This is a genomic window from Pseudomonas sp. 22515, assembly GCF_052044625.1.
Lineage (GTDB): Bacteria > Pseudomonadota > Gammaproteobacteria > Pseudomonadales > Pseudomonadaceae > Aquipseudomonas > Aquipseudomonas alloputida.
The window spans coordinates 249246-262686 of record NZ_JBQENN010000001.1 but is presented as its reverse complement, the minus strand read 5'-3'; the positions used below and the strand labels follow the sequence as shown (position 1 = coordinate 262686).

Annotated in this window: 11 protein-coding genes; 1 reads left to right on the top strand and 10 read right to left on the bottom strand. The window is 62.2% G+C overall.

All coding sequences use genetic code 11. From position 1 onward, the window contains the following. Positions 1-26 precede the first annotated feature (26 nt). From hldE to ACTJJN_RS01100, 3 genes are all read right to left on the bottom strand, one after another. Positions 27-1448 (bottom strand): bifunctional D-glycero-beta-D-manno-heptose-7-phosphate kinase/D-glycero-beta-D-manno-heptose 1-phosphate adenylyltransferase HldE, encoded by a 1422-nt coding sequence (hldE, locus tag ACTJJN_RS01110; RefSeq protein ID WP_003249449.1) that lies wholly within the window; start codon positions 1446-1448, stop codon positions 27-29. Positions 1449-1578: 130 nt separating this feature from the next. Continuing rightward, entirely contained in the window at positions 1579-3387 is a 1809-nt protein-coding gene (gene msbA / locus ACTJJN_RS01105) for a lipid A export permease/ATP-binding protein MsbA (protein ID WP_012053874.1), read from the bottom strand. A 15-nt stretch (positions 3388-3402) separates the two neighbouring features. Beyond that, the gene (locus ACTJJN_RS01100) at positions 3403-4578 is read right to left on the bottom strand and encodes an O-antigen ligase family protein (RefSeq protein WP_014859636.1); all 1176 of its coding nucleotides are present in this window, start codon (positions 4576-4578) and stop codon (positions 3403-3405) included. A 100-nt stretch (positions 4579-4678) separates the two neighbouring features. On the opposite strand from ACTJJN_RS01100, the gene ACTJJN_RS01095 reads away from it, so the two are divergent. Then, positions 4679-5284 carry a toluene tolerance protein gene (locus ACTJJN_RS01095; protein ID WP_076402325.1) on the top strand — a complete coding sequence of 202 codons (606 nt, stop codon included), beginning with the start codon at positions 4679-4681 and terminating at the stop codon, positions 5282-5284. A gap of 3 nt (positions 5285-5287) precedes the next feature. Here the strand turns inward: ACTJJN_RS01095 and ACTJJN_RS01090 are convergent, their stop codons facing one another. From ACTJJN_RS01090 to ACTJJN_RS01060, 7 genes are all read right to left on the bottom strand, one after another. After that, on the bottom strand, positions 5288-6379 hold the full coding sequence (locus tag ACTJJN_RS01090) for a glycosyltransferase (RefSeq protein ID WP_221099820.1): 1092 nt from the start codon (positions 6377-6379) through the stop codon (positions 5288-5290). A gap of 37 nt (positions 6380-6416) precedes the next feature. Then, positions 6417-7190 carry a glycosyltransferase family 2 protein gene (locus ACTJJN_RS01085; protein ID WP_012053878.1) on the bottom strand — a complete coding sequence of 258 codons (774 nt, stop codon included), beginning with the start codon at positions 7188-7190 and terminating at the stop codon, positions 6417-6419. A gap of 65 nt (positions 7191-7255) precedes the next feature. Next, on the bottom strand, positions 7256-8212 hold the full coding sequence (locus ACTJJN_RS01080) for a glycosyltransferase family protein (protein ID WP_003249439.1): 957 nt from the start codon (positions 8210-8212) through the stop codon (positions 7256-7258). Between the two features lie 48 nt (positions 8213-8260). Then, positions 8261-9664 (bottom strand): PIG-L deacetylase family protein, encoded by a 1404-nt coding sequence (locus ACTJJN_RS01075; RefSeq protein WP_440780752.1) that lies wholly within the window; start codon positions 9662-9664, stop codon positions 8261-8263. Beyond that, positions 9661-10557 carry an antimicrobial resistance protein Mig-14 gene (locus ACTJJN_RS01070; RefSeq protein WP_012053880.1) on the bottom strand — a complete coding sequence of 299 codons (897 nt, stop codon included), beginning with the start codon at positions 10555-10557 and terminating at the stop codon, positions 9661-9663. The genes ACTJJN_RS01075 and ACTJJN_RS01070 overlap by 4 nt, the downstream gene beginning before the upstream one ends. Then, on the bottom strand, positions 10557-11687 hold the full coding sequence (locus tag ACTJJN_RS01065; RefSeq protein WP_440780751.1) for a glycosyltransferase: 1131 nt from the start codon (positions 11685-11687) through the stop codon (positions 10557-10559). The genes ACTJJN_RS01070 and ACTJJN_RS01065 overlap by 1 nt, the downstream gene beginning before the upstream one ends. Next, entirely contained in the window at positions 11671-13428 is a 1758-nt protein-coding gene (locus tag ACTJJN_RS01060) for a carbamoyltransferase family protein (RefSeq protein WP_003249431.1), read from the bottom strand. Before ACTJJN_RS01060 ends, ACTJJN_RS01065 begins: the two co-directional genes overlap by 17 nt. Positions 13429-13441: the final 13 nt, after the last annotated feature.

Below are 13441 nucleotides of genomic sequence, written 5' to 3'. Positions count from 1 at the left end.
GCCGCCGCAGCGGCCCCAAGGTCAGATCAGTTCTTGCGAATTTTCTCGACAATCGCCGTGGTCGAGCTGTTCTCGACCAGCCCCAGCACTTTCACGGTGCCGCCATAGCCCTTGACGATATCAGCGCCAACCACTTGGTCGATGCCATAGTCTCCGCCCTTGACCAACACATCCGGCTTGACCTGGCTCAGCAGGTTTTCCGGGGTGCCTTCCGGGAAACTGATCACCCAGTCCACCGCGCCCAAACCGGCCAGCACGGCCATACGCCGGTCAACGCTGTTGATCGGCCGGCCCGGCCCTTTCAGGCGGCTGACCGAAGCATCGTCGTTTACCGCAACGATCAGGCGATCACCCTGGGCCCGCGCCTGTTCCAGGTAGGTGACATGCCCGGCATGCAGGATGTCGAAGCAGCCATTGGTAAAGACGATCTTCTCGTTGTGCGCCCGCGCGTCATCAATGGCCAGCAGCAGTTGCTCAAGGCCCAGCACGCCGCGTTCGGAGCCTTCCTCACGCTGGATGGCCCGGCGCAGCTCAGGGGCGCTGATGGCAGCCGTACCCAGCTTGCCGACCACAATGCCCGCTGCCAGATTGGCCAGGGCCACCGCATGGGGCAGGTCCTCACCCGCGGCAATGGCTGCGGCAAGGGTGGAAATGACAGTATCGCCGGCACCGGTCACATCGAACACTTCGCGTGCTCGCGCTGGCAGGTGCAACGCCGGCTGACCAACGCGCAGCAGGGTCATGCCATGCTCGCCACGGGTGACCAGCAGGGCGCCCAGGTCCAGGTCCTGCAGCAACTGCAAGCCCTTGGCGACCAGTTCGGCCTCATCGACGCAACGGCCAACGATGGTCTCGAACTCGCTGAGGTTCGGGGTAATCAGGCTGGCGCCACGGTAGATGGAAAAGTCCTTGCCCTTGGGGTCGGCCAGCACCGGAATGCCCTTGGCCCGCGCCGCCTGGATCAGGTTTTGGTGGTTCTTCAATGCACCTTTGCCGTAGTCGGACAGGACCAGCACCTTGACGCCTTCGAGCAGGCTGTCGACCTCCGCGCCCAGCGACAGTGGGTCGGTGGCGAACGGCTCTTCGAAATCGATACGCAGCAGCTGCTGGTGACGGCTCATGACCCGCAGCTTGACGATAGTCGGCTGGTGCGCGATGCGCTGGAATACCGAACGGACACCGGCAGCCTGCAGGCTGTTGGCCAGGCTGTCGGCAGCCTCATCCTGGCCGGTGACGCCGATCAGCGAAGCCGGCGCGCCCAGCGCAGCAATGTTCAAGGCAACGTTGGCCGCGCCGCCGGGGCGATCCTCGATTTGATCGACCTTGACCACCGGGACTGGCGCTTCAGGCGAAATACGCGAAGTACCGCCATGCCAGTAGCGGTCGAGCATGACATCGCCGACCACCAGTACCGGGGCTTGATCGAAACGCGGCATGGACAACTTCATGGGCAACCCATATGGAAATAATGAACAGGGGCAGGATATTAGCACAGGGTAGTCAATGGCTTTATGGCCAGATCATCCCTGGAAAATTCCCGTGACAATCGGGGCCATAACGGCCCCGATCAAGGAGGGTTCAGGTGATATCGGCCTTGGCCGGCTCATCCAGCCCCATGGCATGCAGACGGGCATAATGGCCATTAGCCGCAAGTAGCTCGGTGTGAGTACCGCGCTCGACCAGGCGGCCCTGGTCCATGACCAGGATCTGGTCGGCCTTCTCGATGGTCGACAGGCGATGGGCAATCACCAGCGTGGTACGGCCTTGCATCACGTGGTCCAGGGCGGCCTGGATATGCCGCTCGGACTCTGTATCCAACGCCGACGTCGCTTCGTCGAGGATCAGCAACGGCGCGTTTTTAAGCAGCGCACGGGCAATTGCCAGGCGCTGGCGCTGGCCCCCGGAAAGCAGTACACCGTTCTCACCCACTTCGGTATCGAAGCCCTTTGGCAGCCGGTCGACGAACTCCTTGGCATAGGCATCGGCCGCGGCGGCTTCGATGTCTGCGCGCGGCGCGCCGGCCAGATCGCCATACGCGATGTTGTTGGCCACGGTGTCGTTGAACAAGGTGACATGCTGGGTGACTTGCGAAACATGGCGACGCAGGTTGCGCAGGCGATAGTGCTCGATCTCCACGCCATCGAGCAGGATCTGCCCCTTGTCGTGGTGATAGAAGCGTGGAATAAGGGCCGCCAGGGTCGACTTGCCACTGCCGGAGCGGCCGACCAGGGCGATCATCTGCCCGGGCTCGGCGACAAAACTGATGTCGCTCAACACTTCACGCTCGGTACCCGGGTAAGTGAAGCTCAGGTTGCGCACTTCCAGGCGCCCTTCCACGCGCGCCTTCTCGACCGTACCAGTGTCCACTTCAGGCGCTTCGTCCAGCTGTTCGAAGATGCTCTCGGCACCTGCCAGGCCCTTCTGGATGGTCGAGCTGACTTCCGACAACTGGCGAATCGGCTTGGGCAGCAGGCCGGCAGCAGTGATATAAGCCACCAGGTCACCGGCAGTGGACTCACCGCGCAGGAACAGTACCAGGAACATCAGCGCAGCCATGGCGCTGTAGATCACCAGCTGAAGCATCGGCGTGTACAGCGACCCGGTCTTGGTCATGCGCAGTTGCTTGTCGGTGTTGCTCTGGCTGGCCTGGCCGAATCGCTGCTGTTCGTAGGCCTCGCCACCGAAGCTACGGACCACGCGGTAACCCTGGATGGTTTCCGAGGCAACGTGGGTGACGTCGCCCATGGCTACCTGGATCTTCTTGCTCTGCTTGCGGAATTTCTTGCTGGCGATGCTGACCATAACCGCGATCACCGGCAAGATGGCGACCATCACCAGGGTCAGGTGCCAGTTCATCCAAAGCAGGTAGGCAAACAGGAACACCACGGTCAGGCCTTCGCGGATTACCACCTTGATGGCGTCGGTAGCGGCGCCGGTGACCATGGTCACATTGAAGGTAATGCGCGAAATCAGGTGCCCGGAGTTGTGGTTGTCGAAGTAGCGGTTGGGCAACACCAGCAGCTTGTTGAACAACGCCACCCGCAGGTCATGCACCAGGCTCAGAGAGACCTTGGCCAGGAAGTAGTTGCCGAGGAACGAGCCCAGGCCCTGCCACGCAGCGATCAGGATGATCAGCAGCGGCACCGCCTGCAGCAATTGCAGGTCACGCAGGTAGGGGACGTTGGGGAACAATACCGCTTCGGGGTTGCTCAGCCCATCGACGAAGTACTTGAGAATGCCGGCCAGCATTGGCTGGGTCGAGGCAAAGATCACGAAACCGACAATGCTCAGCAGGAAAATGCCGACATAGGGTTTCACATAGCTCAACAGCCGGAAGTAGATCTTCAGGCTGGAGGTGTGCTCCGCTGGTCGCGGTGTTTCGGCCATTATCGAGCTCGCTGTTCAGGTTGAACCGGCAATTTTACCACAGGCGTCATTTTCGGCACGCCCCCATGGCAGCAACATGGCAAGGCCCACCGGCAGCCAGCTGATGAACCATTCGGCACGTGGCGTACCGGTGAGGCTGGCGGCATCGAACTGCATGGCCAGGGTCGAATAGACCCAGAAGCCCAGCAGGACCTTGCCGAGCAGGGTGCCACGGGCGCGCACGATTTCGCCCAGCGTGAACAGCCACACCATTACCCACAGCAACATGCCGGGCAAGCCCATCTCAACGGCAACATGGGTGAACATGTTGTGGGTGTGATCGAAGTGCATGCCGACGGCGCTCACTTCGTAAGCAGCCCCCAGACCAAGACCAGTCCAAGGGTGCGCGGCTATCATCTGGACCACGGCATGGAAAATTTCCGGCCGGTAGGACGAGCCCCGTTGGGCGATAACGTCGTACACGGCCCAAAAGGCCAGGCCGGTGGCAAGCAGTGCCAGAACAGAGAACACCCGGCTGTGGCGGTCACGGAACCACAACGGCGCCATCACCACGGTAATCACCAGTGCCAGAACCGCACCACGGCTCTGGCTGAGCATGGCGAAGGCCCCCAGGCAAGCCAGTGCCGCCAGCCACAACACCTGCAAGCCACGCCGCCGAGGAGGCTCGTAGAGCATCAAGAGCACAGCCGAACCAATGACATAGGCCCCCAGGATGGGGTGGGATATTTCGCCGATACCCGCCAGCCTGAACAGCAGAGGCGCACGCTGCACCCCATAGAACTTGATGATGGAGACTAACGCAGCGATGGCCAGCAGCGCGCTGCCAAGCAGCAATAACTGACGAATGCGGGCTTGGCCAAGCTGGGCCAACAGCGGAAACGCCAGCAGGAACACCAGGATGTAGAGCAAGCGCTTGAGCTCGCGCATGGGCTCCTCGGCGGGCGACCATGCCAGGCTCAGGCCGCTCCAGGCCAACAGCAGCAGCACACTCCCCCACAGCGCCGGTTGCCGCCTCCAGGCTTGCACCAGCACACCTCGGGCCGACCAGGCCAATACCAGCGTTGGCAGCCATAAGAACAACACCAGACCTTGCTGATAAACCTTGTTGCTGGGTGCCAGGGCAATCGCCGCCAGGAACCAGACCAGGCCCAAACCTAACCATGCTTGTGCCCAGTTTTTTTGATACAACATCCTTTCCCCCGATGAATCAGAAACACCATCCATGGTGCTACAGCATTATTTTCGGCATTATTGCCGGTCATTTTGCTCGCCAGACGACAAGGCTCTATTCATGCAATGCTCCCGGCTCACCCAGGTCGACTTCGATCAGCTGACACTCGGCGCACAGGTGCTTGAGGCAGACAGCCATGGCGCCAAAGTCTACCTGCTCACAGATGGAAATTTCCTCAAGGTTTTTCGTAGGAAGCGGCTGATTTCATCTGCACTGCTACGTCCCTACTCGCAGCGTTTCGTCGATAACGCCGCGCGCCTGACGCAACTGGGCATCCCTACCCTCGAAGTGATCAGCCAGCACAAGCTCGACCTGCCGGGCCGCACTGCGGTGCTGTATCGCCCGCTACCTGGGCGGACGCTGCTGCAGATGTCGCGCGATGACGGCTTCAGCTGGGACACTTACCTGCCACGCCTGATCGAACTGATCCGCCAGTTGCACCGCAGCGGCGTTTATTTCCGCTCGCTGCACTTGGGCAACGTGGTGGTCACCCCCGACCAGCGTCTGGGCTTGATCGACGTGGCCGACATGCGCTTTCTGCGCCCGCCACTGTCAGCCCGCATGATTCGACGCAATGTGCAGCACATGGTGCGCTATATCGAGCGGGAGAACCTGGGCGACCGGTTCCCCCTTGCCGCCTTCGAGGCAGCCTTGCTGACACGCTGAGCGTCAACTGCGCAACAGGCTCTGCGAGCCGCTGCAGAACGCCTGCCAGGCCTGCTCCGGTGCCAGTGCCTGGCGCTGCTTCGCGGCGATCGTCGATGCACTGAGCACCGCACAGCGCTCGATCGCCTCAGCCCAGGCGCTTTCGTCGGCAACCGGCAGGTAGCCACCCGTGTCGCGCAACTGCTCGCGGAACACCTCCAGGTCGCTGCACACCACCGGTACGTCGGCCATCACCGCCTCTTGCACCACAAGCCCCAGGCCTTCGGAACGCGAAGGTACCAATAGCCAGTCGAATGCCCGATACAGCTGCTGCAGGTCTTCGCGGTGACCGCGCAGATGAACGCGCTCGGCCAGGCCCAACGCGTCGATACGCTGCTGCAGCACGGCATGCTGCGGCCCCTCGCCAATGATCGCCAGCTGCAAGCAGGGTTGCCGTGCACTGGCTCTGGCGAATGCCTCGATCAGCATTTCGAAGCCTTTGCTCTCTACCAGTCGCCCTACCGCACCCAGCATCACCTCGGCGCCCTGAGGCAACTTCAGCGCCTGCCTGGCCTGGTCCCGGCTCAGCAAAGGCTCGACGAATGCAAGCGGATCGAGCGCCATGCGCAGCGTCTGCACCGGCCTGCCCAGGTCACGCTCCAGCGACTCGGCCAACGTCTGTGATACCGCCGCGATACTCAGACGCTCGGACGGAAACATCTGCAACAAGCGGATATCGCTGGCATGCAGACGCGTCTTGCCATGGAACAGTACCTTTGCACGCACGTGCGCGATGCGCTGCAACAACGGCAGCACCAACCGGGCGACACCAATACCGTCGAGCAGCACCACTTCTGCCCCGGCCTCGGCCAAAGCCTTGCGCAAGCGCAGGCGCAGCCACGGACGCAGCAAGCGCCACAAGTGCCGCCCTTTGAGCGCACGTGAGGGCATATGCCATTCCCGGGTCGAGCCGAGCCCACAGCAGAGCCCGCTCCCCAGCAGCAGCCAGTTACTGATCCGGGCATCGGCACCCGCGTTCGACAAAACCTGCCGGTGCACTTTGTGGATGGACATGTAAGGCGTTCCACCCGCCCACATCATATTGACGATGTTCATGGGCCCTCTCCCGCTCAAGTCAGGTGGGACAGCGACTTCATTGAACAAAAATGGTGATTCCCATGCCGATCAAGGCACCCGCAACCAGCGTCAATGCCAGCTTCATCCGATCACGTTGACGACGCTTGGCCTTACGCTCCACTTCAATGGGCAAGGTCACGTGATTGCCGAATCCAGTGTGCAATACTGCGTCACCCTCCAAGGTGACCGCTGTCAGATTTAACTCAGCGTAGCGACGGGAAAGCGCCTTTTCTCCAGCATAGGCGGCAAATGGCGCACAGCGCTGGTAATCGCTCAATCGGCGCAGCCCAGGGTTGAGCGAGAACGCCTGCCACTCGGCCTTGTCGGACAGCAGCGGATAACACGGCACCCCGGCGATCACCTGGCGATCGCCCAAATGAATGTACGGGCTGTGGATGGCCAGGTCGTGGGCATGGCTGCGCAACCAGACCTGCAAGAGGTTGGGGCTGACATCCAGGATGGCCTGCGAGTCTTCGACAAAGCCTTGGCGATAGAATTGCCAGTCGTCTTCGCAGTGAAAAATGTACGGCGTCTTGACCTGGCTGTAGGCCAGGTCGATAGACGGCAACTGGCCAAGTTTGGGCCGGTTCACGAACACCTTGCAGTGCGGCTTCCAGTGCGCCGGCACAGCGGCATGCACAGCATCGTCGCCAGAGTCTTCGGTGATGAATACCTCGCGAATGGGCGCGGTGTTGTAGCGATCGAAACTCTCAAGGGTGTCTTTGAGCAGATCGAACCGCCCACAACTGGTCACGACAAGCGTGACGTCACTCTCATTTGAAAAGCGCACCGGATTCCCTCCGCATTACGACTATCGGCCTTCAACAACCCGCTCCTGGGCGTGAAAGCTCTTATTTAGATGCCCAGCTTCAGACGCAGCCGCTGCCATGCAGACAATGGCGGATGGGGCCTGAGCGCCGGGCGCATGTGGTCGACGATGCTACGTCCAACTGCGCCGAAACTAAAACGGGAAACCGCCAGATGGCGGCCATTTTCTGCAATCTGCCGTGCTAGCTCGGGGTTGGCGCGCAAGCGACGGAGTTTTTCCTGAAGGGTCGGGATGTTGTCATAGAACACCACGTTGTGCATGTCTTGCAGGCCCAGCGCACGGTTCTCTTCCTCGCCCTGGTCGTATGCCAGCAACACACAGCCACAGGCCATGGCTTCGAAGTTCTTGATCATGTATTCGCCCATGCCGACATCGGCACTGACGAAGAAACGAATACGGTTGAGCGTGTTGCAGTAGTCCTCGCCCGACTTGGTACGGGTTACCAGCAGGTTCTCGACCTGCCCCAACTCGTCCAGCAGTGCCTTGCGGCCGCTGTAGGCCACGCTGTTGACGCTGCCGACAAAGGCCAGTTCGATATCACGCTCACGCCCTTGGTCGGCCAGCAACTGCTCGTCATAGCCCTTGGGCACGAACACCGCATCGAAACCTTCCTGGCGCAAGCGCTCGCTGACCATGTAGCCGGAGCTGATCACCCGTGCCCATGGCAACTGACGGTAATGAGCGCTGAACTTGCCGGTGTACTTGCACGGGATGTAGTTCTGGTAGGCGTCGTGCTCGAGAATCACCAGGTTCGGCACAGTGCGGATGAAGGCCACCTGGCGGATCTCCTGCTTGAAACGCAGGAAGAACACGATCCGGTCATAGCGCTCGACCTGCACCTCACGCTTGAAGTAACGGCGCAGGTTGCGCTGATCCTGGCTGGTCAGCCAGCGCAGGTCGCACTCGCAGTTGGCCGCGACGCCATCGTACAGGCGGTCAAGAATCGCCCGCTGTTCCTTCTGCACCAGAAATAGGACTTTCATTGCTTTCCTTGGGCGCTCTGCGCCTTCGCGGTCAACCATGGGGCGTGCTTACAGCTCACGCCGCCAGAACAGTTCGTGCCGGCGCACGGCCTTGCGGAAGAATTCGTTCTCCCCAAAAGGCGATGGCTGTCGCCCGGCAAGCCAGCGTTGCAGCAGACGGCGCAGGCGGCGCTTGAACGGTGCCGGCGGCTGCAGGTCGTGCATCATGCCCAGGGCCATGGCCTTGTCGCGCTGGGTCGCGCAGTCCAGCACCAGGCTGCAGGGTGCCCAGGCCTGGGCAGCGCTCAATTGCGGCGGCAAAGCCACGCCATCGCCACTGTCGCCCATCGGCCAGCGGTCGTTATCGTGCAGGTGGTTGGCGTAGCACAGCAAGGTTTGTGGCTGCCAGGCCATACCTTGCAAGGCTTCCAGCACCGCCGCCTGAGCGCAGATATGGTCCGGATGGGGGTCTAGCTGCGGGTGGGGCATCACCAGCACCTCTGGCTTGGCCCGTTCCAGCAAGGCTCGCAGGTCGGCCAGCAGGTTGTGCCAGGTGGGTGCGCCATCACGGTCGCCCGGTAACGGGAACGGGTTGAACTGGCGGAACACGCGGATATCGGCCAGGTCGGCTTCACGTGAGGCCGCTGGCTGGTCGGGGGCTGCCTGCATGGCAGGCAGCTGCAGGCAAAAGTAGCCCAGCTGTATGCAATGCGACTCCGGCACCCCGGCCCAACGCGGCACGGCGATGCTGTCCCAGGCACGCAGGCGCCCCTTCAGGCGCGCGGCCTCAGCCTTTGCCAGGCCCATCTGCTGGTAGTGCTCGGCCTCTATCTCACCAGCGGTCAGGGTCACCACCCAGCTTTCGTCGGCCTGGCTGTACAAACCATACGCCGCCAACTCGGCGTCGTCGGCATGTGGTGCGATCACCATCACTCGGCGCCGCTGCAGCTCGACCGAGGGGGTTATCCACAGGCGCAGCTGACCCTGCAGCCGGCAATGCCGGCCGCGCAGTCGCAACGTACCGGCCTGCAGTGGCGCAGCAAGGCCGGTCAGGTTAAGGAAGCGCACCCCGTCGACGCCACGCTCGAACGTTTGCCGATCGGCCTGTTCGCCAGCCAGCAGCTCGACCCGAGGGTCGAGGAAGCGCCCCAACCAGCTGCTCTTTAGCCGCAGCTCAAGCACCAGGGTTTCGTCGCCCTGCAACGTGCAATCAGCCTTGAGCCAGCCATCGTGCAGGCTGGCAGAAACCTGCTGCACCTGATCGCCGAAGTCGTAGGCATAGTCCTCACCCGGTGCATAGAACAGGTGGTCGGCAAACCAGGCCTCATGGGCAGCCCAGAGCAGCGGCAACAACAGCAGTGGCAACCACCACCAGCTGAATACACCGAGGGCGACCAGCGCAACCAGGCCCGCCAGCAGCCCCAGGCGTTTGTTGCGCCGGTGGCGCTTGAGCAACTGCTGCTTGCGGCTCACGCTTGATACACCGGCACAGGGTTGCACCAGCGGTCCTTGTACTCACGGTCAGCACGGCCGAACGAGAACCGCAGCGGCTTGTTGCGCGCCCGGGCATCTTCCCAGGCGGCCTGGGTATTGAGGAAGCTCAGCACGCTGCCTGGGCTGAAGGCCTTGGTTTCAGGGTCGACGCCGCCATTGATGTACTCGACGCTAATCCATTCCGGCGCTTCGACTCGGTACACCAGCTGAATGGCAATCGGTTTACCGTCCAGCAGCAGCACCGAGCCGATCAGCAGCTCGCGCAAGCGGCCCAGCACATCGGCCATACGCTCGGCACCGGTGGCAGGGAACCCCCAGCGGCGCAGGAACAGGTCGCAGTACATGCTGGCGATTTCCTGAGCACTGAAGTCGCTGATCGGGCGTACCACACCACCCGCCTCTTCCAGCAGGCGAAGTTCACGGCGCTGGTTGTAGCGGAACTTCTTCGACAGGTCTTCAGGCGCCCGGGCCATGGCCAACTGCTCCTTCTGCGCCTTTAGGCCGCTGAAGCGGCCCTGGTTCAGTTCGGACAGGTAACGCATTGTATGGCGCAACGGTGCAGCGGCATCAGACGCCGCCGGCAGAATGATCTCGGCATTACCGAGGTCGAACAGGGCCTTCTTGCCAGCACGCTTCAGCACGTCCTTGGACAGTGCCAGGTGACGCCCCCAGGCCGGGATGGCGGCTTTCAGCTCGCCAGCCTGGTGCCAGCCCAGGTAACGCACCGGGATCTGTGCCAGGTCCGCCAGTTGCTCGACCACCAGCGGATGGGTGGCAACACTGCCGCCAAAGCGCGCCCACGCCTGGGCGTAAGCCTTGGCATCGATAGCTTGCCAACCGCGTTCGCGGAAGGCCTGGATACGATTGAGCATCAGGCCTGCCCCACCAACGCGCGCACCTGCGGGAGTTGCCAGAAGGCCTCGCGCACCGCTTGGTCAGAGAAACGCTCATGCAGGCGCTGCAGCATGTGCCTGGCACAGGCCTGGCGCTGCTCAGCGTCCAGTACAGCCATGTGCTTCAGGCCCTGAGCCAGCTGCGCGGCGTCGCCCAGCGGGAACAGCACGCCAACGCCCTCGACCACTTCGCGGGCACCACCACAGGCCGTGGCCAACACCGGTACACCGGCAACCATCGCTTCGAGCAGGACCATGCCGAACGGCTCGTGATCGGAACTCAACGCGAACACGTCGAAAGCCTGGAAATAACGGCGCGCATCCGGTACCTGGCCAAGAAAGTCGACTTGCCCGGCAATACCAAGTTCGGCGGCCAACGCCTTGAGCTTGGCCTCCAGGCGCCCCTTGCCGAGGATTGCCAGGCGGGCGCCAGCCGGCAGCCCCGGCAATGCCTGGGCAAAACCGCGCAACAGGGTGGCCTGGTCCTTGTCCGGGTGCAGGCGCCCAACATTGCCGACGATCCACGCCTGAGCATCCAGGCCCAAGGCCTGGCGTGCGTCAGTGCGCGGCACCAGGGCTGCTTGCAGGGCGTCGATGTCGATGCGGTTGTACAGGGTCTGGATGCGTTCGGCCGGCCACTGCGGCAAGCAACGGCGCATATCGTCACGTACCGCGTCCGAAACACCCAGCAGGCTCAGACGCTTGCTGAACAGGTTCGCGAACAGGCGGCGGCCTTTGCGCTGGTAGTCGCCAAAGGCATGGTGCACACCAATCACCGGCAGGCCGGTCCCCAGCAGGGCAACGTAGATCGGCTTGAAGCGATGGGCGATGCAGAAAGCGAAATTGCGCTCGGCCGCAAGGCGCCGCAATGCGCGGATGGCGCCGAGTTTCAGGCCACGCACGGCCTTGGAGCTGAACTCAAGGAACAGCACCTCGTCCGACGCACAGCCAGCCGCCACCTGCGCGTCGGCGGCGCCGGTGAGGAACACCGTAGTCACCCGGTACCCACGCCCCTGAAACAGGCTGGCGTACTGACGGGCGCAGTCCAGGAACGGCCCGTCATAGCCATGGCAGAACTGCAGGATGCGCGGTTCAGAGCGGCTGGTCATACGGGGCCGCGCCGTCCTTCACAACCAGGATGTCTTCCATGATCAGGTACTGCAGGTCCGAGCCGAAGAACATGTTCAGGGCATCGGTCGGCGAGCAGATCATCGGTTCACCACGACGGTTCAGCGAGGTGTTCAGCGACACGCCGTTGCCCGTCAGGTCTTCCAGTGCCTTCATCATGTCGTAGTAGCGCGGGTTGTACTCGCGCTTGAGCACCTGGGCACGCGAAGTGCCGTCCTCGTGCACCACTTCCGGCACGCGGGTTTTCCACTCTTCAGCGACTTCGAAGGTGAAGGTCATGAACGGCGCGGGATGGTCGACCTTGATCATCTGCGGGGCGACAGTGTCGAGCATCGACGGGCAGAAAGGTCTCCAGCGTTCACGGAACTTGATCTGGTGGTTGATGCGGTCAGCCACGCCTTCCACGCTTGGGCAGCCGATGATCGATCGGCCACCCAGGGCACGCGGCCCGAACTCCATGCGGCCCTGGAACCAGGCAACCGGGTTGCCATCGACCATGATCTGGGCGATCTGCTGCGGCATGTTCTCGAGTTTGCGCCACTTTGGCTGGTTCGGGTGACGGGCGCAGGCGGCGATCACGTCTTCGTTGGAGTACGACGGGCCGAGGTAGACGTGCTCCATTTTCTCGACCGGAACGCCACGGGCGTGGGAAACATAGGCAGCGGCGCCAACGGCAGTCCCGGCGTCGCCGGAGGCCGGCTGAACGAACAGCTCTTTCACGTCCGGACGGGCGATGATCTTCTGGTTGAGCTTGACGTTCAGCGCGCAGCCGCCGGCGAAGGCCAGCTTGCCGGTTTCACGCAGGGTGTCGCCCAGGTAATGGTCGATCATCTGCAGCGCCAGTTTCTCGAACAGCGCCTGCATGCTGGCGGCGTAATGGATGTACGGCTCGTCGGCGATGTCGCCTTCGCGCTTGGGGCCCAGCCATTCGATCAGCTTTGGCGAGAAGTAGAAGCCCTTGCCCTTCTCTTTGTAACGGCGCAGGCCGATAACGTTGGCGTACTCGGTATTGATGACCAACTCGCCGTTTTCGAAGCTGGCCAGACGCGAGAAATCATACTTGCTGGCGTCGCCATACGGCGCCATGCCCATGACCTTGAACTCGCCATCGAGCATTTCGAAGCCCAGGAACTCGGTGATGGCACCGTAAAGGCCACCCAGCGAGTCCGGGTCGAAGAATTCCTTGATCTTGTGGATCTTGCCGTTTTCGCCGTAGCCAAAGAAGGTGGTGGCGTACTCGCCCTTGCCGTCGATGCCGAGGATTGCGGTTTTTTCCTTGAAACCCGAGCAATGATAAGCACTGGAAGCGTGGGCCAGGTGGTGCTCGACCGGCTCGATCTTGACCTTTTTCGGGTCGAAGCCCAGTTGCTCCAGGCACCAGACGATCTTCTTGCGATAGCGCTTGTAACGACGGTTGCCCATCAGGATGGCATCGAGTGCACGATCCGGGGCGTACCAATAGCGCTTGGCATAGTGCCACCGCGCCTTGCCGAACAGGCTGATCGGGGCGAACGGGATGGCTACCACGTCGACGTCGGACGGCTTGATGCCTGCCTGTTCCAGGCAGAACTTCGCCGACTCGTAGGGCATGCGGTTCTTCGCATGCTTGTCACGCACGAAGCGCTCTTCTTCGGCGGCGGCAATCAGCTTGCCGTCAATGTACAGGGCCGCGGAAGGGTCATGGCTAAGGGCGCCGGACAGGCCAAGAATCGTCAATGCCAAGGGATTAGCCTCT